Below are 26,116 nucleotides of genomic sequence, written 5' to 3'. Positions count from 1 at the left end.
AGAGATATGACCAGAATACTTCAGTTTAGCTGTTGCTAACTCAGGATGCAAAAACAGCGGCAGCGCCTATTTTTTGGCCGGTGCTGGCTCTGGCCACTCGTTGAAAATAACCGGTACCCGCCGGCTGCGCAGTAACCAGAGGCCGCCAATCACCAATAAGGAAGGGGCCAGCAGCAACCAGGGTTGCTCCACTGCGACGTAAGGCGGTAAAGCACGGATGGTCAGAGTCAAATCCGGGATCAGGCTAGCCAGCAGCAACCATTTGCCAAAACGCCAGATACGAAACCAACCGCTATGGCCCTTGGGGCGGCGCTGCGTTAACGCGACACAAAGCAACAGGGTCGGCAGAGCCAGTAAACAGGCCAACCAAAATTGCTGCTGATCCGGATAAAAGAAAGCCAGCATTTCACCTTTTTGCTCCGGGATGGTCAGCGCCAGGATCCAGCTCAGAATGGGCCGCAGCAGCAACAGCAACAGCAGATACAACCGCAGCGGCAGAGCCACCAGCCCATCTTCATCCAGCGGCCACAGCAAGGGCGGCTTCATCAGGCCTGCCGCCTGCGCTGGGCTAAGATGCCAAGCAGGGTAAAGATGCCCAAAGTCACCCAGGGCAGCCAAAGATTGTTTAAGCTGGCTAATTGCCTGGCGACCACCGGGGTTACGAAGAGCGTAAAAGCGCCATAGCCAAAAGCGCACACCAGCACAAAAATCAGCGTGCGCCAAAAAAAGTGCAACCCCGCCACCTGGCGACGAATAAAGCGGTTGATGTCATCGCCAAACACCACCAGACTGGTCGCGACCATCGCCAGGGCAATATCCCGCACGTAGGGCCGGAACAAGGCGCCCCATTGCAACAACAGTTCATGCAGCCAATCCATCAATCGACCCCGTATTCAGTAAATAAAGCCTGCATTCGCGCTTCATCCCAGATCGCTACATCCAGTTCAGCGGCTTTGGTCAGCTTGGAGCCGGCATTCTCCCCGGCAATGACGGCATAGGTTTTTTTCGAAACCGAGCCTGAGACCTTGGCTCCCAAACGTTGCAAGCGTGCTTTGGCGTCATCCCGCCCCATGCTGCTGAGGGTACCGGTCAGCACCACCGTTTGCCCGGCCAGCGGCTGCTCACTGGCCGCTTGCAATTCAATAGCAGGCCAGTGCATGCCAACCGCCAGTAGCGCTTCAATTACTTGTTGGTTGTGCGGTTCCTGGAAAAATGCGGCCAGATGCTGCGCTACCACAGCCCCGACATCCGGTACTTCCTGCAGCGCAGTTTCATCAGCCTGCATGATAGCGTTGAGATCACCAAAGTGCTGCGCCAGATTTAACGCCGTAGCCTCGCCGACTTCACGGATGCCCAGCGCATAAATAAAGCGAGGTAAAGTGGTACTTTTAGCGGCCTCAATCGCCTGCAGCAACTTAGTGGCCGATTTTTCGGCCATCCGCTCCAGACCAAGCAGTGCCGGTAAATCCAGCCGAAAAATATCAGCCGGGGTTTGCACCAGTTGCTGATCAACCAATTGTTCTATCAACTTGTCGCCCAGGCCATCAATATCCAGCGCTTTACGGGCAACAAAGTGTTTCAGCGCTTCTTTACGCTGAGCTGCGCAGTAGAGGCCGCCGGTACAACGCGCCACGGCTTCGCCTTCTACCCGCTCGATGCGGGACTGACAGACCGGGCACTCGGTTGGGAACACAATCGGCTGGCTGTCGGCTGGCCGACGTTCCGGCAACACCGCAACAATTTGTGGGATCACATCCCCCGCCCGGCGCACCGTCACCGTATCGCCAATCTGCACATTCAGCCGATTGATCTCATCCTGATTGTGCAAGGTCGCATTGCTAACCGTCACCCCACCCACCAGCACCGGGGCAAGGCGAGCTACCGGCGTAATAGCACCGGTACGGCCCACCTGAAACTCCACATCCAGCAAGGTGGTGAGCTGTTCCTGGGCAGGAAATTTAAAGGCAATGGCCCAACGTGGCGCCCGGGCAACAAAGCCAAGTGCCCTCTGCTGCGCCAGGCTGTCGACTTTCACCACCACCCCATCAATTTCATAAGGCAGGCTGGCCCGACGCTCTGCAATATGCTGGTAATAAGCCAGCACGGCGTCGGCTCCCTGCACGGCGCTAATTTCCGGACACACCGGAAAGCCCCAGTCTTTTAACTGTTGCAGCCGCTGATAGTGGCTGCTGCTATCAAGCTTGGCCGTGCTGTCTTGCACCTCGCCTACACCGTAAGCATAAAACATCAGTGGCCGGCTGGCGGTAATCGCAGGATCCAACTGCCTCAAGCTACCGGCCGCGGCATTGCGTGGATTGGCAAACACCTTGTCACCACGCAACCGGGCAGCCTCGTTCATGCGCTCAAACCCTGCCAGGGGCATAAAGACTTCCCCCCGTACTTCCAGTACTTCAGGCCAGCCCTTGCCTCGCAGCTTAAGCGGCAACGCCCGGATGGTACGAACATTGTTGGTAATGTCCTCGCCGGTGCTGCCATCGCCCCGGGTGGCGGCCTGCACCAGCATGCCTTGCTCATAACGAATACTGACGGCCAGGCCATCCAGTTTCGGCTCGCAGCAAAAATGAAAGTCGCCGCTGAAATCCAACCGGTCCGCCATGCGTTTACAGAACGCCAGAAAGTCATCCTCACCAAACGCATTATCCAGTGACAACATCGGCACCTGATGCTGCACCTGGGCAAACTGCCCCAGTGGCTTTTCGCCTACCCGCTGGGTGGGCGAGTCTGGTTGTATCCACTCTGGGCATTGTTGCTCCCAGGCTTGCAGCTGGCGAAACAGCCGATCGTACTCGGCATCCGGTACGCTCGGCTGATCCAGCACATAGTATTCATAACTGTATTGGTTCAACTGCTGCTGCAGTTGCTCGACATCGGACTGCGTCGGGGTGGTCATGGCAGGGTGCTCACTTAAAAACAAACCAACAGCAGGCAGCCTGACGCTGCCTGCCAGGTATCAACGGGCGCCGCGGATCAGTTGCTGGCGCTGAAACTCGCGGATTTTTTCTACATAATGCCGCACGGTTTGTACCGTCAGTACACTGCGCTGGCCATCCAGCACCTGACCGCCAAACTCTTCGGCAATTTTCTTGGCAGCATTGTTCATCAAATTGAAGTTTTGCAGCGGTTCACCAGGGCCTGGCAAGGTCATAAACAGGCTGATCCCACGGGTGGTAATTTTATCCATCTGCTCAATATCAAAGGTACCCGGATTAAACATATTGGCCAGACTAAACAGCACCTCGCCTGAGCCAGCACTGTCCTGATGACGGTGGAAAATATCCATCTCGCCAAATTTAAAGCCCAGGGTAAGCAGCAATGGCAACAAATCCTGCCCCTTAATTTCCCGCCCTTCCGGCAGTAATACATAGAGGATCAGGACTTCAGAAGGAGCCGCTCCTGCCTGGTTGGTCTCGTCGTCTGCAGACGCCACACGTTGCTCATGCTGCGCGGCAGCACCGCTGTCTGTGCCTGATGCTGCTGGCGTGCGTTCTTCATCTGCATCCAGCGCACTGAAATTCAGCTGCGGGTCCGTGGGCTCATCAAAGTTGAATTGGTTCTGCACTTCGGCTGGCTCTGAATCCGGCTCAGCAGGCCCACTGAATGAGCGATCCTGCTCGGGCTGACTAGCACCTTTACGGATCACCCGTACTTTGCCCACCCCAAATTCATCGAAGCCATCGCTACCGGCACTGCCGGCAGCTGAATCGCTGCTGTCATCCTTGCCAGGATAATACCGGTGTTTCTGAGCGGCATTTTTTCGCACCGTCCAGAGGCCATGGAGCAACAAAGCACCAATGGCTAAGGCTATCAAAATAAAAAGCGCTAAACGTAATTCACTCGCCATTCCCGGATCCTTTTGATTCTAAGAGGCTTCAGCCATTTTTACTGCATCATCAACATCGACTGCGACCACCCTGGACACACCAGGTTCCTGCATGGTCACGCCCATCAGTTGAGCTGCCATCTCCATGGCTATTTTGTTATGACTAATATAGATAAATTGTACCGTTTCCGACATTTCCCGTACAAGATTGCAGAAACGTCCGACATTGGCATCATCCAAAGGTGCATCGACTTCATCCAACATACAAAAAGGTGCTGGATTCAGTTGGAAAATCGAAAACACCAATGATAATGCGGTTAGCGCCTTTTCACCACCCGACAGCAAATGAATGGTGCTGTTTTTTTTTCCTGGTGGCCGGGCCATGATGCTAACGCCGGTTTCCAGCAAGTCATCGTCGGTCAATTCCAGGTAAGCACTGCCACCGCCAAATACCTTTGGAAACAGCTCGCGTAGCCCACGGTCGACCCGCTCGAAGGTGTCTTTAAAGCGCTGGCGGGTTTCCCGGTCTATTTTACGGATCGCTGTTTCCAGCGTTTCCAGTGCATCGGTTAAATCCTGGTGCTGACTGTCCAGGTAACTTTTCCGCTCGGCTTGCTGCTGGTATTCATCAATCGCCGCCAGGTTAATGGCACCCAGCCGGCTGATGGCATCGCTGGTTTTATCCAACTCCGTTTGCAGTTTTTGCTCATCCGCATCCGTCGCTAACTGCTCCAGCACTTGTTTTAACTGGACCTTCTGCTCTTGCAGAAGTTCCAGCATATTGTTGGCCCGAATGCGATGCCCTTCCGCATCCAGCTTCAGCGACTCGAGCTGCTGACGCTTCTGATTCACCAGCTGCAAGATACTGTGCTGGCCTTGCTCCAGCTCGCGCATTTTTTGTTCACACTCTGACAGCTGATTTTGCAGCTGCTGCAATTGTGTCTCTGCGCTTTCCCGCTGCAGCAGGGCCTCTTGCAACGACTCATGCAACACCAAGTCGGGTTCATCGTCCTCATCATGCTGCAACAGCTGTTGCTCACGCTCCTGCAGCTGCTGTTGCTGCTGCCGGCTGCGCACCAGGTTTTGCTGCAGCAGCTGCAACTGATGCTGTCCACTGGTCCGTTGTACCGTCAACTGCTGCAACTGTTGCTGCTGCTGTTCCAGCCTGGACCGCTGCTGCCGTAGTTGCTGCTGCAGTTCTTGCCGCTGTTGTGCCAGGCTGGACTCCTGGCTTTGATGCTGCAGCAGCAGCTCATCCTGCTGCAGCAACTGCTCTGTCAACGTCTCTTGCTGCAGCAGCGTCTCTTCACCCTGCGATGCCAGTTGCGCCAGCTCTTGCTCCAGCTGCTGGCTGTGCTGCTGCCATTGCTGCATTTGCTGCTGCCGCAACAGCCATTGGGTACGAGCTTCCTGCTCCAGTTGCTCGCTTTGCTGCAGTGCCTGCTTGTTGCTGGCAACCTGTTGCTGCTGTTGGCTCAGTAGCGTGCTGGCAGCTTCAAGCTCGGCGAATACGGTTTGCTCTTGCTGGGCTAAATCACTTTGCTCACTGCGTAGCTGCTGCAGTCGCTCGGCCCGCGCCAGATAACTGTCTTGCTCGTCCAGTCCGGCCAGCAAACACCAGTTAGGCCCATACCAATGGCCACTGGCTGTCATCAGGGTGTACCCTGTCGCTAAACTCTGCAGTTGTTGCTGGGCACTGGCATCTGTGTCCACCAACAGAATGCGATAAAAATAATCCGGGATGGCTACGCCCTGTACTTTATCTGCCAGGCAAGGGCCTGCTGGCTTTGTTGGCGCGGTGACTGGCTGGGTTAGCAACAGTGTCTGGCTTAACGTATCTGGCCAGTGCGGGCTTATACTGGCATGCTGTAAGGCGCCAAGTGCCAGACTGACGGCTTCCGCCCAACCTGGCTCCACCTGCAACTGACTGATCAATTGCTGCTGATTGGCTTGTTGCTGTGCCTGTTGCAGCTTACTTTGCTCCTGGCTGAGCTGCTGCAACTGCAGTTGCAGCCGGTCTTGCTGGCGCTGCCACTGCTGCAGATCCTGCTGTGTGTTAGACAATTGCAACTCGCTTTGCTGCAACACGATGCGCATCTGTTCTGTGCTAGCCTTGGCCTGGTGCCAGCTTTGTTCACACTCACTGCCGGCATCGACGGCAAGCTGTTGCTGTAACTCAGCAAGCTGCTGTTGCAAGCGTATCTCACGCTGTTGCTGCTGGCTTTGTTGTTGTTGGATATTGCTGAGCTGCAACTGCCATTGCTGCTGCTGGCGCTCAAGCTGAAACTGCTGTTGCTGCCAGCTTTGCCAATCCTGCTCCACCTGTTCCTGAGTTTGTTCCAGGCTTTCGAGTTGTTGTTGCAACAAGGTCACTTGTTCTTCACAAAGAGCCTGCTCGGGCAGGATTTCTTCCAACAAAGCCTGCTGCTCTTCCAGTTGCTGCTGCTCCAAGGTCAGATGGGCTTTGGCGTCCTGCAGTTGCTGCTGCACTTTATCCAGCTCTGAACTGCGCTGCTGTCGCTGCTGACGCTGATGCAGCAGTTGCTGCTCGATACGGCTGATTTCAGCACCAAGCCGGTAAAAGCTTTCCTGCTCAATGGTCTGCTGCTGACGCAGGTCCTGCTGCTGCTCTTTCAGCTCAATCAGCACCCGCTGATCGCCCATCTGCGCCGCCTGAAACTTTTCCAGCTCGGTTTCCTCGGCGGCCAGTTGCTGTTCCAGTTGGGTTTGTAACTGGTGAAATTTGAGCCAGCGTAACGCGGTCACCTCCGCTTTTAGAGCGCGCTCACGGGCTTTTAGCTCTTTGTAACGCTCTGCAGCACTGGCCTGGCGTTTCAGTTTGTCGAGGTTTTTGCCGAGCTCTTCCCGCACATCGGATAAACGATCCAGATTATCCCGGGTATGCCGGATACGATTTTCGGTTTCACGCCGTCGCTCTTTGTACTTGGAAATACCGGCTGCTTCTTCGATAAACACCCGCAGTTCCTGCGGCTTGGACTCAATCAAGCGGGAAATCATGCCCTGCTCGATAATGGCATAGCTACGTGGCCCAAGGCCGGTCCCTAAAAAGATATCGGTGATATCACGGCGGCGGCACTTGCTGCCATTGAGGAAATAGCTGGATTGCGCATCTCGGGTCACTAAGCGCTTGATCGCTATCTCACTGCGATCCGCCATCGAGCCCTGTACCCGGCCCTGAGTATTTTCAAACACCAGTTCAACCGAGGCCTGTGACACGGGTTTGCGCTGTGACGAGCCATTAAAAATAACATCGGTCATAGCATCACCGCGCAGATTTTTGGCCGAGCTTTCCCCCAGCACCCAGCGCACCGCGTCAATCACATTGGATTTACCGCAGCCATTGGGGCCAACCACAGCCGTCATTTGCTGCGGGAAAGGCACAGAAGTTGCGTCAACGAAGGACTTAAACCCCGCCAGCCGGATCTGCTTTAAGCGCATTTACCCTCAATCAAGGTCGTTCAGTGGCCAGCGCACAATGAAATCTTCAAAGTCATGCAAATTGACCTGAGCTTCCGAAATGGTTTTGTTGCGCACCGACATTTGTTTTTTATGCATCAGGCTTTTTTTACCATTGTTCAGCAGTGGATGCCAGCTTGGTAAGCCTCTGCCTTCATGCAAGCGTCGATAACTGCAGGAAGGCGGCATAAAAAAGATGTCTTTCAGGTTGTCTTTGGTCAATTGAATGCAGTCAGGTACCAGAGCGGTCCGGTTTTGATATTCGGTGCATTCGCATTTGTGCGAATTTAAATAACGACAGGCAATATTGGTATAATGCACCTGCTCGCCTTCTTGCAACTGATCGGTCGGCAAAAAATCCAGCTCAGGGCCTTCATCATCGATAAACTTATTCAGGCAACATTTGGCGCAGCCATCGCAGACGGCTTCCCACTCCTGCGGCGTCATCTCGGCCAGAGATTTCTGTTCCCAAAAACGTTCGGTCACACTCATGCTGCCACCACTTCAGTGTGCAGGCTCAACAAGTCGGCCAGCTGCAAGACCAGGCGGTCTCCTGGCTGTAAAGGCCCCACCCCTGCAGGCGTACCGGTCAGCACAATATCGCCCGGTTGCAGGGTAAACCACTGCGACATTTCACTGATCATCTGATGAATACCACGGATCATCGTGGCCGTGGTGCCGGATTGGCGCAGCTCGTCATTGACTAGCAAACTAAAATCCAGCTGCTGCGGGTGCTTCACCTGTGCTTGCGGTACAAAAGGACCAACCGGGCAAGCGCCATCAAAGCCTTTGGCAATCTCCCACGGGCGTCCCAGCCGTTTCAGCTCAGTTTGAATATCACGCAGCGTCAAGTCCAGCGCCAGGCTGTACCCCCAAATGGCTGGCGCCACCTGCTCAACCGATGCCTTTTGCAACGGTGCCTTGATCAATACGGCCAGTTCGGTTTCATTATGCACAGCACCATGATGAAGTGGGATCGCGACCGGCTGGGTTAAATCGGCAAGGGCCGTAGCTGGCTTGATAAAAAATAAAGCTTCGGCAGCGACCTGACTTTTCATTTCGGCAATATGATCCTGGTAATTCTGACCAATGCACACGACTTTGCCAACGGGCAGGTCAATCCGATCACCACAGAGGTTACGATGCTGATACATAACTCACTCGCTTCACAGGGCTTACTCGCCCGCTGCAATTAAATCGGCCAGATAGCCAACACTGGTGACAAAGTAATAGGAACGATTCCAGTGCATCAGGGTCTTGTAATTATCATAGGCCAAATACGCCCGGCCACCTTCATTATCCGGTAAAATCAAAGCCGCTTTGATCTCACGCTCGGGTAAATCACGGCCATCCAACCGCCGTACCCCCAGCGCCTGCCACTCAGCCAGTGTGCGCTCAGTACGTGCCCACTCACGCAGCCAGGCGGCGCGATTAGGCGTACCACGAGGAATGGCATAATCCATGGAGAAATTCTCTGGCAGCTTCACTTCCCGGCCCCAGGTTTGGCTGTTATCCCAACCCAGTCTTTTCAGATAGTTAGCTATGGAAGCAAACACATCCATCTGATTGCCCCAAATATCTTTGCGGCCATCGCCATCAAAATCCTGCGCATAGGATAAAAACGAGCTGGGCATAAACTGGCTTTGCCCCATGGCACCAGCCCAGGAGCCTTTCATCTCGTCCAATTCGATGTGGCCTGCAGCCAGAATATCCATGGCATGGAAGAACTCGCTACGGAAAAAAGCCTCACGCCGCCCTTCATAGGCCAAGGTTGCCAGCGAAGAAGGCACTGAGTGGTTGCCCATAAAGCGACCGAAGCTACTTTCCAGGCCCCACAGAGCAACAATAAAGCGCCCTTGCACACCATAGCGGGCTTCCACTTCTTTTAATTGCTCCTGATAGCGCTGGTAGCGTTCACGCGCCATCCGGATCCGGGTTTCACTCACCCGTTTGGGAAGATAAGTATCCAGTGTTTCCACCCGCTCCGGTTGATTGCGATCAGCCGTGACCACCCGCTCGTGGAATTGCAGACTGGAAAAAACCTGCTCGATCAAATCGGCATCGTAGCCACGCTCAACCGCTTCTTGCCGCAAGCCTTCGGCGTACTCGGTGAAACTTGGTTTCGCCAACAGCGGAAAAGCCAGCAACATACTAAGAGCGGTGGCCTTGATCCAACAACTTATGCGCATAATACTCCCGTTTATGATTTTGTTGTGATGAATGCTTTGTGCTCTGCCAGCAAATCTTCCGCCGGCGGAGGCAACTGCAGGTAGTAGCCTTTATCACGAAGCTCTGCCTTCAGTTTATTCAGATCGGTCAAAGCCAAAGAAGTTCGTTTTTCAAGGTTAATTAGTGTCACCAACTCGGGCTTACCAAAAGTGGCCAGCAAGGCTTCAGGCACTTTTTCAAAATCATCCCGACGCTCAATATACAGATAGGTTTGGTCTTTTTTCAGACTTTTATAAACGGCACACAGCATGGCGTAAAATCACTTTATCAAACTTGCCTAACACTGCAGTAAACTATACCATGAAGCCATTGGCTTGTACCGCGCTTCCCGCCCTGATGCAGAGTTAACAGGATGAAATTCACCCAACCGGGTCGCCCTATTCCGTTCTCTGTGATAAAGCGGCTAAGCCTGGATAAAACAGAATACCATTACAAATACAACAACAGCTGAATGTGCGCTGCATTCAACCAATTGAGATGATCATACCAAACTATGTCTGAACCATTCTTTGAGCTGAAAGGCAGCCTGTTTACGCTGTCGGTCATTCATAGCAACGACCTGAGTGTCGCCGGCCTGCAATCCGCTTTGCAACAGAAACTCGACCAGGCGCCGGGCTTTTTTCATCAGGCTGCTATGGTGATTCAACTTACACCAGAACATCAATCACTTGATTTTAATGCATTAAAACAGCTATTTCAGCAACTGAAGCTGGTTTTGGTCGGTGTGACCGGGGCAACTGCGGAGCAAAAACAGCAGGCTCAGGCGGCAGGCCTGGCGGTATTGCGTTTGGGCCAGGACAGCAAACCTGTCGCTACCCCATCAAGCCCGGTGGATGACGCCCGTGTCGAGCAGGTACCCATGCAGAGCAAGCTGGTGGAGCAAACCATCCGCTCTGGCCAACAGATTTACGCCAAAGGCGCAGATTTGATTGTCCGGGGTTCGGTTGGTGCTGGTGCAGAAGTGATCGCCGATGGCAACATCCACATTTATGGCACCTTACGTGGTAAAGCCATCGCCGGTGCCAGTGGCGATACCAGCAAACGAATTTTTTGTCACCACCTGCAGGCCGAATTAGTCTCGATAGCCGGGCATTACTGGTTAAGCGACAGCCTGCAAGGTGAGTATTGGAATAAAGCAGCCTGCATCCGGATGCAGGACAACAGTATCGCTATTAGCGAGCTGTAACATCAACCGAATAACTAGAAGGAATTGCAACCATGGCAAAAATTATCGTGGTGACCTCAGGCAAGGGTGGTGTGGGTAAAACCACCTCCAGCGCTGCTATTGGCACAGGCTTGGCGTTAAGCGGTCATAAAACTGTGATCGTGGATTTTGATATCGGCTTGCGCAACCTGGATCTGATCATGGGTTGTGAACGCCGGGTGGTTTACGACTTTGTCAATGTCATCAATGGTGAAGCCAACCTGAAACAAACCCTGATCAAAGACAAGCGGGTCGAGAACCTGTTTATTCTGCCGGCATCACAAACCCGCGATAAAGATGCGCTGACCAAAGAGGGCGTGGAAAAAGTACTGAACGAGCTGGCGAAAGATTTTGAGTTCATTATCTGTGACTCGCCAGCCGGCATTGAAGCCGGTGCCATGATGGCGCTGTATTTTGCCGATGAAGCTGTGGTGGTTACCAACCCGGAAGTCTCTTCCGTGCGCGACTCGGATCGCATTTTAGGCATGCTCAGCAGTAAATCACGCCGGGCAGAACGTGGTGAAGATGCGATCAAAGAACATTTACTCCTCACCCGCTACAATCCGGAGCGGGTCGCTAAAGGCGAAATGCTGAGCGTGGAGGATGTACAGGAAATTCTGGCGATTCCACTGATTGGTGTCATCCCGGAGTCGCAGGCGGTGCTGAATGCATCCAACTCTGGCCAACCGGTCACTTTGGATCAAGACAGCGATGCTGGTCAGGCCTATCTGGATACGGTGAGCCGGTTGCTTGGCAATAACGTCGATTTCCGCTTTTTAACGGTGGAGAAAAAAGGATTACTGAAACGGATTTTTGGAGGTTAGCCGCATGTCATTACTGGATTATTTTCGCTCCACCAAGAAGAAAACCGCCAGTACCGCCAAAGAGCGGCTGCAAATCATTGTGGCCCATGAGCGCAATCGCCGCTCTGGCCCCGATTATCTGCCCCAGCTTGAACGCGATATCCTGGAGGTGATTCGCAAATACGTTGATATCCCGGCGGATCAGATCTCTGTCTCTTTAGAGCAGCGCTCCGATGAACTTTCGGTGCTTGAACTCAATGTCAGTTTCCCGGATGAAAAGCGTTAGTTCTCAAAACCCAGCATAAAAAAGGCCCACTTTTCAGTGGGCCAAGCTGCACATCAGTCAGGATGCAAGCACAGAATTAATCTTCCTGGACAAAATCGTCCATCAGAATCAAACCAAAATCAGCAGTTAAACCTTCACCATCACGAGCTATCGCGGTGTAAATGGTATTGGCTTCCAGATCCAGAGTCACCGGGCCAATGGCTGCATCTTTACTACCAGTTGCAGTGACAGTGACCACATAAGAACCCGCTGCCAGTGAAACATAACCGGTCTCAGCCAGGAAAGGTACATCACTGAACGCTGGCTCTGCCTCACTGATATCATTGGTTGCCGTGACATAAATATCTACGTTGGGTGCCAGGAAAGAGCCGTGAATAATGCGTACTTTGGCTTCGGTGGCTACCCGGCGCGGCATATCCATTAATACCAGAGGAGAAATGTCACCTTCGCCAAGAGAGCCCAGGGCATGCACGCTGTAGAAGACACCAGCAGCCAAATCCAGATCTGCCTCCAGCGCAACAATACTGTTGTCGGCGTTGGCAACCACTTTGACGTTGTATTCATCCGGATCAACATTGACGTAACCAGTGAAATCCGGGAAGGATAGGTTTTCTACCAAGCGGATCGTGTCATTTACCAACACATCGACCGCCGGGGCATCGGAGACACCATGGATTACCCGTACTGCAGATTTGCTGTTAGCATCCAGTACATCAAAGAAGCTGCCGTTCGGGGCAACCGCTAATAACGATACCGGTGAGTCACCAGCAAAGCGATTATTGATGGCAGCCACAACCAAATCAGTGCCAGCGGCTAAATCCAGCGAGCCACTGTCAAATACCACAGTATCTTCACCAGGCAGTGTAATGCGCACCCGGTAATTACCAGCAGGAACATCGACTGCACCGGTAAATTCAGCGAAGTCCAGTGTCGCTAGCGGTGCAGTTAAATCATCATCGGGAGCGGTGACATGGATGTCCACTGCCGGAGCGGCAGCTGCGGCATGCACCACCTGCAAACGAATGTTGCCATCTGCTATGTCTTCAATGTCTGAGGTTACTACCACAGGCATGATGCTATCGGCGACCACAGAGCCTACAGCAAATACTTTGTAGTTGGTGGCTTCTTCAAAGGCCAGATCAACCGGGCCGATGACGGTCAGTGTTTCGTCACCGGGTAACAGCGCGTCGACAGCAACACTGTAGGTAGCCGGTGGAAGCTCCAGCCGCTCAGAGCTTTCAGCGTAGTCAAGGTCAGCAACGGCGACATCACCATTGGCCAAAATGTTCACTGCTGGTGCATCAGAAACCGCATGAATCACCCGCAACGAAGCGTCAACAACCGGCGGTGGCGGTGGTGGTGGTGGGTTAACCGGCAGTTCAATACGGTCCGAGCTGCTGTTGCATGCTGCAAGTGAAGTCACTATGGCTGCCGAAACAGCAAGACGCTTTATTCCTTTCATGTGAATACCCTTATTGATTGATGGTTGCTCAAACTTTACGCCACCATTCCAAGAGACGATCACATGAAAATTATTTGAAAAAATAACTGTTTAACGTGCAAAAAAAAGGCTGATCCAGATCAGCCTTGGTACGTATAAAGCCAGTTTAGCTATCACTCAGGTGCTCAGGTCTGGGGAGCAACGGTTCTAGCAGTGCCCGGCGCCAGCCACGCAGAACCTCAGGCACAGGTAATCCTTGCCGCTCTGTATCCGACACCCGCCAACACCAATTTAAATATTCGGTTTGTTGCCGTTTGGTCGCAAGCAATTCGGTAGGTAGCTGATGTTTGCCAGCTGCAAGCTGCACACTATCCCGAATTTGCGCGGTTACCTCACGGTAACCGGCAAACTGCTCCCGATGATAAGCCGGCTGTGGCCACGCTGCCGGATCACTGTCCAACGCTTGCTTAACCAAACGCAGCACCGCCTGACCATGTCGCTTGAGCTCGCGCTCCGGCAATCCTGGAATGGCCTGCAAAGCAGCAAAACTTGCAGGGGCCTTGCGGGCAATATCAAACAACTGGGCGTCTTTAAAAATCAGCCCCAACGCCAAATCTTTGCTTCTGGCATAGTCCAGCCGCCATACCACCAGTTGCTGCAACACGGCCAAAGCACGAGGCGGCAACTGCCAACTGTTCTTTATATCAATAAAACGCAATTGATCGGGCCACTGCATGCTGCGCCGAAGCTGCAGTTGCTCTGCCTCTTGCAGCAACAATTGATACTGCTCAGCACTCAACTGCTGCTGCAGCTGTTGATACACCGGCAACAAGTAAAGCACATCGTTGGCAGCATAAGTAAGCTGAGCATCACGAAGCGGCCGTGCCAGCCAGTTGGTGCGGGACTCACCTTTGTCGAGCTGGGTACCTGTGACCTGCTCGACCAGTGCAGCAAAGCCTACGCTGCTTCCCTGCCCCAACAATAACGCAGCCATTTGGGTGTCGATTAAAGGGGCAATGCGCTCAATACCTATGGTCTGAAAAGCATCCAAATCCTCCATGCAGGCATGCATGACTTTGGTTACTTTGGTATTGGCTAACAGGTTTTGCAGCGGCTGCCAGTCGCTGATGGCCAGCGGATCCACCAGCACCAACTCCTCGCCATCGTACAATTGGATCAAGCCAAGTTTTGGTTGCAAGGTACTCTGGCGGATAAACTCTGTATCGAGCAGCAATAAGGGTTTGGTTGCAGCCTGCAGGCAAAATTGCTGCAGGCTGTCATTATCTTGCAGTAGTGGCTTTAACAGAACTTAAGACTCCCGCAGTTCACGGCGTAAGATTTTACCGACATTGGTTTTAGGCAGTTCATCCCGGAACTCAACGTGCTTAGGTACCTTGTACCCCGTTAAGTTTTGTTTGCAATGGGCAATGAGCTCCTCGGCGGTCAATGATGGATCTTTCTTTACCACAAAGAGTTTCACCACTTCACCTGCCGCATCGTTTGGAACGCCAACCGCGGCCACTTCCAATACCTTGTCGTTCATCGCAGCAACTTCTTCAATTTCATTCGGGAACACATTAAAACCTGACACCAGGATCATGTCTTTCTTGCGATCCACGATGTAGAAAAAACCATCCTCGTCCATGCGCGCGACATCGCCAGTGTACAACCAACCATCTTTGATGGTTTTGTCGGTTTCTTCAGGACGGTGATAATAGCCTTTCATCACTTGCGGGCCCTGCACAATCATTTCGCCCGGCTCACCGGCTGGAACATCCTTGCCGTCTTCATCAACAATGCGGATCAAGGTTGAAGGCGCTGGCAAGCCGATACTCCCGGTAAAGCCTTCCACATCGTAAGGGGTCAAGGTGACCAGAGGACAGCACTCGGTCAGACCGTAGCCTTCGAGCAAGCGGGTTTTGGTCAGTTTTTGCCAGCGCTCAGCCACCGGACGCTGTACCGCCATACCGCCCCCCAGCGAAATTTTCAGCTGACTGAAATCAATGTCGGTAAAACCAGGCGTATTCATCAGGCCGTTAAACAGGGTATTGACCCCGGTTAAAGCAGTGAATGGGAAAGCTTTGAGCTCTTTGATAAAGGTCGGCATATCCCGTGGGTTGGTAATGAGTAAGTTGGTGCCACCATACTTCATAAAAACCAGGAAGTTCGCGGTCAATGCAAAGATATGATACAGCGGCAGTGCGGTGACTACCCGCTCTTTCCCTTCTTCCAACACCGGATCCAGGCAAGCAGAAGCCTGCTCCAGGTTGGCTACCATATTACGGTGCGTCAGCATAGCGCCTTTGGATACACCTGTGGTACCTCCGGTGTACTGCAAGAAAGCCAAGTCGCTGCCATCGACATCCGGCAACTGATATTTGAGGTGCTGACCTTTTTCCAGCACTTCTTTAAATGGAATGACTTTGGGCAGTTGATAAGCTGGCACCAGCTTTTTGACATGCTTCACCACCAGGTTGACGATGGTACCTTTCAGTGTGCCCAGCATATCGCCCATTTTAGTCAGGATCACGTGCTCAACTTTGACCTTTTTCTGCACCGCTGCCAGGGTGTGAGCAAAGTTTTCAACAATGACAATGGCTTTGGCTTTGGAGTCATTCAGCTGATGCTCAAGCTCCCGGGGGGTATACAGTGGATTCACATTGACCACAGTGCATCCAGCACGGAGAATACCGGCGATTACCACTGGGTTCTGCAGCAAGTTGGGCATCATCACGGCTACCGCATCGCCTTTGCCTAAATTCAGCTCTTTTTGCAGGTAGGCTGCAAAAGCCTTGCTCAGCTTATCAAATTCACGGTAGGTGATGCTTTTGCCCATGTTGACAAAAGCAGTATGGTCCGGAAACTTATTGATGCTCTGCTCAATGATGTCCAGTAAGGAATGATAATGATCGGCATTGATTTCTGCAGGTACGCCGGCTGGGTAACGTTTTAACCAAACTTGCTCCACCGTCCTCTCCTTAAAAATTCTTGTCTTAATAGTGTTTTATTCTGTTTTATTATGGCTTGGCCTTACTGTCAATGCAGCTATGCCTTTTCAGAGTTTTTACTCTAGCTCATTATCTTCCCACAAAAGTGGTCAGGCCACAATTGGCTTGCTGTCATCTTACCTCAGGATGCGGCAGATAAAAATCGCTGAATGCTGGCCGCGACCAGCGGCGCTTGCGTCATGTGGCAATGATGTCCACCCGTTACGCTATCCACACTCAGCTGTTGGTAATGGTGCCGCCAAGCTTCGGCTTGTTCGTTAAACATACCATCTTGTGCCAGAACTGCCAGTACCGGACATGCAACGGCAGCAATTAAATGCTCTGCCTGCCTTGGGCTTAACCGATACACCGACTGCTGGCGTAAACGCATATCCGCCCGCCAGCGAACCCCTCCGGCTTGCTGCACAGTCCCTCGCCCGGCCAGCAACAAAGCTTCTGTCAGTGAGAAGTCACTTTGTTTTTGCCGGGCTTCGGCTGCAGCTTGCAGGCTTGGGTAGCAAGGGGCTCGCCCTGAGTTTGGTTTCAGGCGCGAATCAATCCCCTGGCGCAGTTGGCTGGCAACGGTTGATTCTTCTGCGACCACAAACCCCAGAGTATCGATCAATACCAACCGCTTCACCAATTCCGGGAAACTCGCTGCCAGGGCGGTTGCTACCATGCCCCCCATCGAGTGCCCGATGATGGTAAGATTTTGCCACTGTTGCTGACGACACAGGGCAACAACATCCTGCACCCAGTCAAAAAAATAATAAGCCGCATCCGGGCTGCGGTGTGATGAATGGCCATGGCCCGGGAACTCCAGCGCCAACAGTGGTAACTCAGGCAAGTGACTTGCCAATGGGATAAAACTAGCCGCATTATCCAACCAGCCATGCAAGCAAAGTATTGGCTGTGCCGGTTGTGTTTCACTGCAGCTAAACGCCGCCAGCTCAAGATTATCTAACAAGAATTTATGGTTGTATTGCATAGGAAGAAGGCGCAGCATACTCTGGCTTGATAAATTTTAGGGCTTGATAAATTTTAGCGTCATGCGGTCACTCTCACCAATCGCTAAAAAGCGCGCACGGTCTTCTGAGCCCATTGCCAGGGTGGGTGGTAAACTGTAAACCCCACGCGAATGATCGCGGCTATCCAACGGATTGGCATTGATTTCACTGCGATCAAGTAACTCAAAGCCTGCGGCCTCAGCAACCATAATAATGTAAGCTTCACCCAGATAGCCTTCTGCGGCAAAGCTGGTGATATCTGAAACCCGGCTGGCTCTGTGTTCGACCATCCCAAGAATTCCCCCCGGTTTTAGTACCCGGAAGAACTCCTGCATGCTTTGCAGCAACAAGCCGTGTTGGTCCCAGAGATGGGCATTACGAAAACTCAGTACCCGATCGTATTGATTTTCTTTACCAAGATGCAGTAATTCAGGCGGGTCAAATGCCAGCTGCTTTACGGCACCAAAATGTTCCGGCTGCTGTTCTATGCGCTCAGAGAGCTGACGACTGATGCGCGCCCAAAAGCGCTGTCGGTCATCATCCATATCCAGTTGCAGCTGACGGTGATGAGCAATGGTCAGTTGGCCCTGCTCCTTTAGATAGGGTGCCAAAATTTCGGTATACCAGCCACGGGCGGGCCAAATCTCCAGTACCTGATGCTGTGGCTCAATCGCAAAAAACAGCAAAGTCTCGACCGGATTGCGATAGCGATTGCGGGCCTTGTGTTCCTCTGAACGCAATGGATGCTCAGCATAATAATGCAGCTGATCGGAGAAAGATAATTGCTCAAGTGCTGTCTCCGCTTTTAGCGGCAACAGCACAGTGATACAACAAAGCAGACACGCCTGAATTATTCTTGTTGTTAGCGCCATACAAACCTCGTTGACTTGCAGGAGAAGTTACAAACTTTTACAAATCATCTGAGTACAGCATGCCACGAAAGTTCAAACTGTCCAGCATTTCTGTCACTTACCCTAAGAAATACCCTTTTTAACCGAGCTTTTTGTCTTCATTAGCACAATTAGGTACACTTTAGCCAATGCTGTTAAAAGAAGACTGACTATGACCATCCGAACTCTGCTAGCCTGCTCCGCCCTGTTACTGAGCGCCTGCAGCCAAACACCCGCTCCCGCACCGGAGCCGGCTGAAACCTCAGCGCCTCGTAATATTATTTTTATGATTGGCGATGGCATGGGGGCCAACTATCTGACGGCCTATCGCTATTTTTTGGCCGAAGGCAAACAACAACAGATCAAACCAACCATTTACGATGAGCTCTGGACCGGCATCTCCAGCACCTGGCCGGACGATCAAACTCTGGTCACCGACTCGGCGGCCAGCGCCACGGCCCTGGCAACAGGAATAAAAACGTTCAACGGGGCTATCTCAGTCGACCAGCAACATCTGCCGATTGGCACCTTAATGCAACAAGCAAAACGCCAGGGGAAAGCCAATGGCATCGTCGCCAGCTCGCAGGTCAACCATGCCACCCCGGCCGCTTTCTTAGCGCACAATAAAAGCCGGCGTAATATGGATGCCATTGCCGATCAGTTCTTTGATATTCGTATTGAGGGCCAATTGGTGCCGGATGTGATGCTTGGTGGCGGTTTGACACACTTTATCCGCGATGATCGCAATCTGGTGGCTGAGTTTCAGGCCGAAGGCTACCAGTACGCCGACAGCTGGCAGCAGTTGGCACAGCTGTCGCAAGCACCCGCTTTGGCATTACTGGCTGATGGTGGTCTACCTTCGGTGTTAAACCAGGAGATGGAAGCACCATTGCAGGTGATGACCGAAAAAGCACTGGAGCTATTATCCAACCATCCACAAGGTTTTGTGCTGATGGTCGAAGGTAGCCAAATCGACTGGTGTGGCCATGCCAATGACATTGCCTGTGCTATGGCCGAAATGCACGATTTTGCCCGCGCTATTCAATCGGCCAAGGCCTTTGTTGATGCTAATCCAGACACACTGCTGATTATCACCGCCGATCATGAAACCGGCGGCCTCGCGCTGGCTGCCGATGGCATTTACGAATGGCGTGCCGATTTAATTTATGGTGTACAATACACGGTCCGGGAAATTACCCAACGTATGATGGCCTTGGAGCCGGCAGAGCTGGCCGATCAATGGCGCCACTGGACCGGACTGACGCTGGATGACAACCAGCTAGCGGATGTATTGGCCGTTCATCAGCAGCAACCCGAATTGTATGCCCTGCTCAATGGCTACATCAACCAGGCCACCCGCACCGGCTGGACAACCTCAGGCCACACCGCAGCCGATGTACCAGTGATGGCCTATGGTGCCGGCGCAGAGCAATTTACTGGCTTTATGGACAACATTGATATTGCCAAGCGCATCATGGGCTTTATTCAGCAATCGGCCAATTAGGGCCTGTTGACCTTGAACAGTTAACGCGCCGCCAGCAACTGGCGGCGCAGCGTTGGTGCACTGGTATCCGGGTGCAACCAGATATCAAAAAACAAGGGGCCAAACTCAGTATCTGTCACACGACCTATCGCTTCGCCGTTTAAGAAAAAATCCACCGTCATATCCGGCTGTAGCAAAGCGGCCAAACGATCGCCCCGTCCAACATCCTGCCAGATAGTTTTCAGCTGATTGGCCCAGTCTTGCTGCTGTGCCTCGCTGCTTTGTCCCAGATGCTGCCACTGATCCACGGTCGCATCAATAAACTGGTCGCGGCTGATGCTGCGTTTGTAGGTCAGCTCCAGCAGCACCGGTGCATTGCTTTGATAGTCATCGAAACTGCCATCACTGGTTTTAAGACGGGCATCGTACAGTTGCCAGAACAGATAGCGAAAACTGCCCTCGCCAACCAGTTGCAAATCCGGCATGGCAGCTACGGGCCAAAGCCATAGCAATAAAACAATATTAAGCCATCTTTTGTGCATGCAATCGCTCCTTATTTAACGAACCATAATAAGCGGCCAGTCCCGCCCAGATCAGCACCAGGCAGGTCCAGGACAGCCACCCCAAAGGCATCAGCAACTGACCGCCACTTAACACAGCTCCACCCAGGTAAGATAACGGGCCACCCACAGCGCCGAGAATAGGCGCCAGCCAAAGTGGTTTGAGCAAGGCTGCAAAGACTTCCACCACCGCCAGCGCAAACAAACACCAGAGTAATAAGAACCAGGCGGGCAACCAGATGGTGCTGGTAAACTGCAACACCCCGGTGAACACCAAAACACTGTCGATAGCTATCCCCAAGAGCGCCAGTTGCAACACCAGGATCTGCCTGGGTTTCGGCAAACGCCACCAGGCCCACAGCAGATAGATGGCCACCGGCAGCATCGCCAGATGTTGAAAATACACCAGTGCCAACCAGCCAAGTTCAAAGCCAATCACGGCGCGCCAGTTCATGGTTTCATTCCCCCGGCTACCCTGATCCGCAGCGGGTAAGGCAGTAGCCGCAGCAGATTCAGCGACCAGACCAGGCGTTTAGGAAAACGGATGCGAGGCTTGCCCTTACTCAGCCCTTGCAGCATCCGCTGGCTGGCATCCTCGACACTGAGTAAAAACGGCATGGCAAAGTCATTTTTCTGCGTTAGCGGTGTATCGACAAAACCGGGTTCTATCAGAGTGACCTCCACCCCTTTATCGGCCCAATCCACCCGCAAACTGTCGGCAAAGTAACTGACAGCAGCCTTGCTGGCCCCATAGGCTTCGGCCCGGGTAAAGGGAAAGTAGTGCGCCAGGCTGCTGACCAGTGCCAGCCGCCCTTGCTTCGACTGCTGCAACAAGGGCAGCAAGGCGGCGCTTAACCGGACAATGGCAAAGAAATTAATGGCGAAGGTTTGCTCAAAGTCTGGCAGCTGCAAATCCCCTGCATCGACATAAATGCAGGTCCCGGCATTTAAAACCGCCAAATCAAGCGGCTGGTCGGATTCGGCGATGCCCTGACAAAGCGCGGCCACATCTTCAGCCCGGGTTAGATCGGCCACCACAGGCCGGATGCCATTATGTTGAGCGGCCAGGGCTTCCAGCGCACCGGTGGAGCGGGCGACGGCCAACACCTGCCAGCCGGACCGGGCGTAATCTAAGGCAAGCTGGCGGCCAATGCCGGAGCTGGCGCCGGTAATTAAACAACAGGGCATGATCAATCCAGTCGAAGACAATATGGTATTCTACGATGGGGATAAGCAGGAAGATCAGCTGGATTCACACGGAAAGTTAAGCGTACAGGTCAATGCCCAGCATGGATTGCAGTTCAGTGCGTTGCTGCTGGTTGGCAATGTCCTGGTAGAGTGCTGTCTTTTGCGATGCCTGGGCTCCTGCTGGCATGGCATTTTGCCGGCTGCGGTTTTGCTCCAGTGCATCCAGTGCTTTTTCAGAGCGGCGGATGCCCTGCCCTTGTGGCAACTCCGAGTTAACAGCTGGCTGTTGCGGCCGGGCAGGACGTGGCGTGGTATCCCGAAAGATCCCGGCAACGCCTGTGGCAGCAAGATTATTTTCCAGACTAAAACTCAAGGCAGTAGCTCAGCAAAAAATAAATGATTGGCTGAAGTATAACCAGTGTCGGCGGCAGTGCCAAGTAGCCAGAAAGAGCACTAACGCCCTGGCAGCTTTTGCCAGCTGACAGTATCCCGCACATAGCTCGGCTCTGCCTGCTCGGCCGCAACAAAGTGACCGGCATCCCTCGCCTGCCGGGCCAGCGGCAGCATATCCTGTGCCGATGGGTACAAAATATCGCTGCTTTTTGCCACTTGCCATTGCTGCAGCACTTGAGCATAAGTCTGCCAGCCGGTGCCCACCGCGGTATAACTCCCAGCAGCGTCAAGCGGGGCTAGTTGATCCGGTTTAACCGCTTGCTCCTGGCCTTGCAGCTGCATCAGGCCATTGGCATCCAACTGATAGTGGCCAAAATAGATTTCGGCCATACGGGCATCAATGGCTGCCAGCACCTGGCTGGCCTGCAATTGCCGGTAAGCGGCCTGCGCCATGGCTGCCAGGGTCGAGACACCATAGACTGGTAAGTCGGCACCAAAAGCCAGCCCTTGCGCCACCCCAACGCCAATCCGTACACCGGTAAAGCTGCCCGGCCCTTTGCCAAACACCAGGCCATCGAGCTGGGCTAAGCTTAAACCGCTATCGGCCAGTAGTTGCTGTACCATTGGTAGCACCCGCTTGCTGTGCTGCTGCGGGCAGACTTCATCCAGCGTCAGCAGCTCATTGCCATTTAGCAGAGCAACAGAGCACGCTTCGGTTGAGGTATCCAGGGCCAGTAATTTCACGCCATACTCCAAGGGTCACAGCTAAAAAGACAGCGGATTTTACCTTGGCTGGCAGCAAAACACCATGCAAGCACCTTAGAAGCTATGATTGAACTGCATGCCAATTAACAGCGCCTTGTTGCGGTAGTTGGCCTGAAAACGGCTTTGGTACAGCGGCTGGTCCTGCACATTGTACTCAAACTCATCGACCGAAACGCCAGGCATCCACATGCGACCAATAGCGACATCCAGGCTGCTTTTGGCAGAAAAACGCCAGTTGGCGCCAAGGGTTAGCCAGGTGCGGTCGTCGGTTGGGATCCGCGCTGTTTTGCGCTCGGGCCGGATCGGATTCTGATCAAAGGCCAGGCCGGTTTTTAGCAGCACCTTCGGCTGTGCCTGAAAGCTCAGCCCGACTGCAGCGGACCAGCTGTTTTGCCATTTTTGTGGAATATAACCAATATAGCCTGGCGCATTGAGGTTTTGTGGCAACTCTGTGCTCAGCGATATACTGGGGCTTTGGTCGTTACTGATGATATCAATGCTCTGAAAGCGGCTCCATTCGGTCCAGGCCAGGCTAAACTGCAGCGATAACGGTTCAGTCAGCTGTTGATCCAGGCTAAAAGCAACACTGGCTGGCGTGTTTAAATCCAGTTGGCTGGCCTCAGTCAGCTGTGACATGGCGGCCAGTTTGCCGGTACTTAAATCAATGGCCGGTAGCTGCGGGGCGATCACCAGATAACCGGGATGCCCTTGCACATTGGCACCTGTGATCGGAGTATTGCTGATCACCGAATCACCGGTCAGGGTAAAACGAATGGCTGATTGGTACATCAGAGCCAATCGGGTGCCCTGCCAGGGCTCACCGTGCAGGCCTAAGCTAAAGCCAGGCGCCAGATCGTCTCCTTTTACCTCATAGTGACTGTGGCAATACGCATCGTTGTATACCGGCGCGCCAAAAAGCGCATTGGTTGCGGCCTCCCCCAGCTCACACAGGCCACTGTGATCTTTGTATTTGGATAAAACGCCGCTCACCCGGTTCAGCGAAACGCCGGCGCCTACCGACCAGTTAGTGGTCAATTGGTAACCCAGCGAAACTTGAGCGCTCACCACCTGTACTCCGGTTTCAGTGGCAAAATAACGGCCGACAAAATCATCGTCGTACTCGGCACCGATGCCAAAAGGCACATAAAGACCAAGCCCATAGCTCAGCCGCTCGTTAAGATGGTTGCTGTAAAACACAAATGGGATCACAGAGCGCAGCTTGTTGTTGCCATCACTGCGCCCGGCCACCGGCTGGCCATTGGCACTGAAAGCTTGCGCATCCGAGTAACGGCTGCTGGCACCGACCAAGCTGATGCCACCGGCAAAGTGAGCGCCTTGTAACCGGGTTAAGGCCGCCGGGTTGGAATACACCAGGCTGGCATCGGTGACTTGGGCACCGCGCCCGGCATAGGCTGTGCCCATGCTGCTGACCGATTGCTCATAGAGTTTGTAACCTTCGGCCTGCAGCGAACCGCACAGCAGCGCACTGACCACAGCCAGGGTAAGCGGGGATCTTTTCAACATAGATACAGCCTTGTCGACAACAAAAGGCTGGCAGTATAAAGAGGTCAGACCTTAGAGTACAGGCTCTAGATCAGAGAAAATAGCCCGTTAGTCGTCTTTGCTGGCGCTGGCTTTGTCGGCAATAAACTGCAAGGTCCGTGTCAGATCGCGGCTTCGCTGCATCGGCGGCAGGCTTTTTAAAAACACCTCACCGTAAGGTCGGGTCACCAGCCGGTTGTCGCAAATCACCAGCACTCCGCGATCGGTGACGTCGCGGATCAAACGCCCTACGCCCTGCTTTAAGCTGATCACCGCCTGCGGCAGTTGCACGGCAGCAAAGGGATCCACCCCTTGCTTACTGCTGGCTTCCATCCGGGCCTGCAACAAAGGATCGTCCGGGCTGGCAAAGGGCAGTTTGTCGATAATCACTAAGCTCAGCGCATCGCCACGCACATCCACCCCTTCCCAAAAGCTGCTGGTGCCAAGCAAGACGGCATCGTCCAACTGCACAAACTTATCCAGCAGCACTCGCTTGCTGGTTTGGCCCTGCACCAGCACCGGCTGGCGAATCTGCTCTGGCAGTACCTCGGCCATCCACTTCAGCATGCGGTGACTGGTAAAGAGCATAAAGCAGCGGCCCTGATTGGCCTCGATCAGCGGTATGGCGGTGTTCAATAAGGCTTGCTGCATCGCCTGATGCTGATGCGGCTCCGGCAAATAGCGCGGCACACACAGCAGTGCCTGCTGCTGGTAATCAAAGGGACTGTCCAGCAGCAGAGTATCAGCCTGCTCTAGCCCCATTTGCTGCTGATAATGGGCAAAACCGCCATCGACCGAAAGTGTCGCCGAGGTAAAAACCCAGCTTTTTTGGCCAGCAAACACCACCTCACGAAATTTTTCCGCAATGCTCAGCGGCGTCAGGTGCAAGGTCAGATGCATCCGGCTGGTGTCATACCAAAGACTGACATCCGGCTTGCTGGTGTCGTTCAATTTTTGCAAACGGTTGCGGTTTTGTGCCAGCCGTTCAAAGCAATGATCAACGGCTTCGCTGCGTCCCAGGCTTTCCTTCAGTACCTGATACAGCAACTCCATACTCTCGGTTAAACGCTGCATCATGCTTTGCATCTGTGGTTGCTGGCTGCGTTCACGCCAATTGCCCCGTTCGGGCTCTACCGGGAACTGCAAGCGCCAGTCTTTGACCTGCTGCGCGACCTTGTCGGTGATTTTGCGCAGCTGAGGATGATCGCGCAGTTCGGTTTTGCAGGCCAGATCCAGATCGCGGCACAGCTCCAGCAGCTGCCGGCTGGAGACATGCTCGCCAAAGTAATCGCAGGCCAAATCCGGCAATTGATGCGCTTCATCGAATACAAACACATCCATTTGCGGTAGCAGCTCACCAAAGCCGGTGTCTTTAATCGCCAAATCGGCAAAAAACAAATGGTGATTGACCACCACCAGATCGGCGGCCTGGGCTTTTTTGCGGGCTTTCAGTAAATGGCAGTCTTCGTACACCGGGCAGTCTTTGCCCAGGCAGTTGTCGGTGGTGCTGGTGACATAGGGCAATGCTTTGGAGTCTTCGGCAATGTAGGTCAGCTCACCGATATCGCCGGTTTGGGTTTCCGCTGCCCACTTGTTGATTAAACTTAAATCCTGCAGCAGCTGCGGCTCGGCCACCGGCACATGGGCCACATGCTGCTCCAGCCGGTACAGGCACAGATAATTGGCGCGGCCTTTTAACAAGGCCAACTGCAAAGGGCTGGCCAAAGCGGCGGTCATGCTGGGTAAATCGCGGTGAAACAGTTGTTCCTGCAGATTTTTGGTACCGGTCGAGATCAGCACTTTCTGGCCGGATAACAGCGCCGGCACCAGATAGGCGAAGGTTTTGCCGGTACCGGTACCCGCTTCAGCCAGCAGCACGCTCTGCTTTTCAATGGCATGTGCGATGCGATCGGCCAGTTGCAACTGGGCATCGCGGGCGCGAAAGCCTGGGATCTGCCGGGCCAAAGGCCCTGCCGGACGAAATGCTGCTGCCACCTCTGCGCGAATGGATGCCATGCCT

General features: G+C 53.5%; 25 protein-coding genes. 4 read left to right on the top strand and 21 right to left on the bottom strand.

The window, feature by feature from the left end; all coding sequences use genetic code 11:
• Positions 1–66: 66 nt before the first annotated feature.
• From QWY20_RS00535 to QWY20_RS00495, 9 genes are read right to left on the bottom strand one after another with little or no spacing between them, the layout of a single operon-like run.
• The gene (locus QWY20_RS00535) at positions 67–546 is read right to left on the bottom strand and encodes a DUF2919 family protein (RefSeq protein ID WP_330127088.1); all 480 of its coding nucleotides are present in this window, start codon (positions 544–546) and stop codon (positions 67–69) included.
• Positions 546–878: a DUF3392 domain-containing protein gene (locus QWY20_RS00530; RefSeq protein ID WP_330127087.1), complete on the bottom strand. Its 333-nt coding sequence runs from the start codon at positions 876–878 to the stop codon at positions 546–548. Before QWY20_RS00530 ends, QWY20_RS00535 begins: the two co-directional genes overlap by 1 nt.
• Complete coding sequence (ligA, locus tag QWY20_RS00525) at positions 878–2,911, bottom strand: NAD-dependent DNA ligase LigA (RefSeq protein WP_330127086.1); 2,034 nt, start codon at positions 2,909–2,911, stop codon at positions 878–880. Before ligA ends, QWY20_RS00530 begins: the two co-directional genes overlap by 1 nt.
• 60 nt (positions 2,912–2,971) lie before the next feature.
• Positions 2,972–3,862: a cell division protein ZipA gene (gene zipA, locus QWY20_RS00520; RefSeq protein ID WP_330127085.1), complete on the bottom strand. Its 891-nt coding sequence runs from the start codon at positions 3,860–3,862 to the stop codon at positions 2,972–2,974.
• Between the two features lie 18 nt (positions 3,863–3,880).
• Positions 3,881–7,300 carry a chromosome segregation protein SMC gene (gene smc / locus QWY20_RS00515; RefSeq protein ID WP_330127084.1) on the bottom strand — a complete coding sequence of 1,140 codons (3,420 nt, stop codon included), beginning with the start codon at positions 7,298–7,300 and terminating at the stop codon, positions 3,881–3,883.
• Between the two features lie 6 nt (positions 7,301–7,306).
• The gene (locus QWY20_RS00510) at positions 7,307–7,810 is read right to left on the bottom strand and encodes a YcgN family cysteine cluster protein (RefSeq protein ID WP_330127083.1); all 504 of its coding nucleotides are present in this window, start codon (positions 7,808–7,810) and stop codon (positions 7,307–7,309) included.
• Positions 7,807–8,472 carry a fumarylacetoacetate hydrolase family protein gene (locus tag QWY20_RS00505; RefSeq protein ID WP_330127082.1) on the bottom strand — a complete coding sequence of 222 codons (666 nt, stop codon included), beginning with the start codon at positions 8,470–8,472 and terminating at the stop codon, positions 7,807–7,809. The genes QWY20_RS00510 and QWY20_RS00505 overlap by 4 nt, the downstream gene beginning before the upstream one ends.
• 21 nt (positions 8,473–8,493) lie before the next feature.
• Positions 8,494–9,468: a lytic murein transglycosylase gene (locus QWY20_RS00500; protein WP_330127328.1), complete on the bottom strand. Its 975-nt coding sequence runs from the start codon at positions 9,466–9,468 to the stop codon at positions 8,494–8,496.
• 50 nt (positions 9,469–9,518) lie between these two features.
• Positions 9,519–9,797, bottom strand: coding sequence for a YcgL domain-containing protein (locus QWY20_RS00495; RefSeq protein WP_330127081.1), 279 nt, complete (start codon positions 9,795–9,797; stop codon positions 9,519–9,521).
• Positions 9,798–10,040: 243 nt separating this feature from the next.
• Here QWY20_RS00495 and minC point away from each other — a divergent pair, with 243 nt between their 5' ends.
• The 3 genes from minC to minE are packed head-to-tail and all read left to right on the top strand — an operon-like array spanning position 10,041 to position 11,840.
• Positions 10,041–10,733, top strand: a complete 693-nt coding sequence (minC, locus tag QWY20_RS00490; protein ID WP_330127080.1) for a septum site-determining protein MinC — start codon at positions 10,041–10,043, stop codon at positions 10,731–10,733.
• A 32-nt stretch (positions 10,734–10,765) separates the two neighbouring features.
• Entirely contained in the window at positions 10,766–11,575 is an 810-nt protein-coding gene (minD, locus tag QWY20_RS00485; protein WP_330127079.1) for a septum site-determining protein MinD, read from the top strand.
• Between the two features lie 4 nt (positions 11,576–11,579).
• Positions 11,580–11,840: a cell division topological specificity factor MinE gene (minE, locus tag QWY20_RS00480; protein WP_091344188.1), complete on the top strand. Its 261-nt coding sequence runs from the start codon at positions 11,580–11,582 to the stop codon at positions 11,838–11,840.
• 76 nt (positions 11,841–11,916) lie between these two features.
• On the opposite strand, the gene QWY20_RS00475 is transcribed toward minE, so the two are convergent.
• From QWY20_RS00475 to QWY20_RS00455, 5 genes are all read right to left on the bottom strand, one after another.
• Positions 11,917–13,302 carry a DUF4397 domain-containing protein gene (locus QWY20_RS00475; protein WP_330127078.1) on the bottom strand — a complete coding sequence of 462 codons (1,386 nt, stop codon included), beginning with the start codon at positions 13,300–13,302 and terminating at the stop codon, positions 11,917–11,919.
• Positions 13,303–13,447: 145 nt separating this feature from the next.
• Positions 13,448–14,572, bottom strand: a complete 1,125-nt coding sequence (gene rnd / locus QWY20_RS00470) for a ribonuclease D (RefSeq protein ID WP_330127327.1) — start codon at positions 14,570–14,572, stop codon at positions 13,448–13,450.
• A gap of 18 nt (positions 14,573–14,590) precedes the next feature.
• Positions 14,591–16,249 carry a long-chain-fatty-acid--CoA ligase FadD gene (gene fadD / locus QWY20_RS00465; protein ID WP_330127077.1) on the bottom strand — a complete coding sequence of 553 codons (1,659 nt, stop codon included), beginning with the start codon at positions 16,247–16,249 and terminating at the stop codon, positions 14,591–14,593.
• Positions 16,250–16,410: 161 nt separating this feature from the next.
• Positions 16,411–17,235, bottom strand: a complete 825-nt coding sequence (locus QWY20_RS00460; RefSeq protein ID WP_330127076.1) for an alpha/beta fold hydrolase — start codon at positions 17,233–17,235, stop codon at positions 16,411–16,413.
• A 57-nt stretch (positions 17,236–17,292) separates the two neighbouring features.
• Entirely contained in the window at positions 17,293–18,147 is an 855-nt protein-coding gene (locus QWY20_RS00455) for a class I SAM-dependent methyltransferase (RefSeq protein WP_330127075.1), read from the bottom strand.
• A 190-nt stretch (positions 18,148–18,337) separates the two neighbouring features.
• On the opposite strand from QWY20_RS00455, the gene QWY20_RS00450 reads away from it, so the two are divergent.
• Positions 18,338–19,669, top strand: a complete 1,332-nt coding sequence (locus QWY20_RS00450; protein ID WP_330127074.1) for an alkaline phosphatase — start codon at positions 18,338–18,340, stop codon at positions 19,667–19,669.
• Between the two features lie 20 nt (positions 19,670–19,689).
• On the opposite strand, the gene QWY20_RS00445 is transcribed toward QWY20_RS00450, so the two are convergent.
• The 7 genes from QWY20_RS00445 to QWY20_RS00415 all read right to left on the bottom strand — a co-directional run bounded on the left by QWY20_RS00445 (position 19,690) and on the right by QWY20_RS00415 (position 26,112).
• Complete coding sequence (locus QWY20_RS00445) at positions 19,690–20,190, bottom strand: chalcone isomerase family protein (RefSeq protein ID WP_330127073.1); 501 nt, start codon at positions 20,188–20,190, stop codon at positions 19,690–19,692.
• The gene (locus tag QWY20_RS00440) at positions 20,171–20,662 is read right to left on the bottom strand and encodes a DUF2878 family protein (RefSeq protein ID WP_330127072.1); all 492 of its coding nucleotides are present in this window, start codon (positions 20,660–20,662) and stop codon (positions 20,171–20,173) included. Before QWY20_RS00440 ends, QWY20_RS00445 begins: the two co-directional genes overlap by 20 nt.
• Positions 20,659–21,396, bottom strand: a complete 738-nt coding sequence (locus QWY20_RS00435) for an SDR family NAD(P)-dependent oxidoreductase (protein ID WP_330127071.1) — start codon at positions 21,394–21,396, stop codon at positions 20,659–20,661. Before QWY20_RS00435 ends, QWY20_RS00440 begins: the two co-directional genes overlap by 4 nt.
• A 76-nt stretch (positions 21,397–21,472) precedes the next feature.
• The gene (locus QWY20_RS00430) at positions 21,473–21,769 is read right to left on the bottom strand and encodes a hypothetical protein (RefSeq protein WP_330127070.1); all 297 of its coding nucleotides are present in this window, start codon (positions 21,767–21,769) and stop codon (positions 21,473–21,475) included.
• Between the two features lie 80 nt (positions 21,770–21,849).
• Positions 21,850–22,533, bottom strand: coding sequence for a tRNA (adenosine(37)-N6)-threonylcarbamoyltransferase complex dimerization subunit type 1 TsaB (tsaB, locus tag QWY20_RS00425; RefSeq protein WP_330127068.1), 684 nt, complete (start codon positions 22,531–22,533; stop codon positions 21,850–21,852).
• Positions 22,534–22,608: 75 nt separating this feature from the next.
• A complete protein-coding gene (locus QWY20_RS00420) occupies positions 22,609–24,078 on the bottom strand; it encodes an OmpP1/FadL family transporter (RefSeq protein WP_330127067.1) in 1,470 nt (489 codons plus the stop codon).
• An 87-nt stretch (positions 24,079–24,165) separates the two neighbouring features.
• Entirely contained in the window at positions 24,166–26,112 is a 1,947-nt protein-coding gene (locus QWY20_RS00415; RefSeq protein WP_330127066.1) for an ATP-dependent DNA helicase, read from the bottom strand.
• Between the last annotated feature and the right edge of the window lie 4 nt (positions 26,113–26,116).

This window comes from Alkalimonas cellulosilytica (assembly GCF_036325985.1).
In the GTDB taxonomy this organism is placed as follows: Bacteria; Pseudomonadota; Gammaproteobacteria; order Enterobacterales; family Alteromonadaceae; genus Alkalimonas; species Alkalimonas cellulosilytica.
The sequence above is the reverse complement of the archived record's forward strand: the minus strand, read 5'-3'. Positions and strand labels throughout refer to the sequence as shown.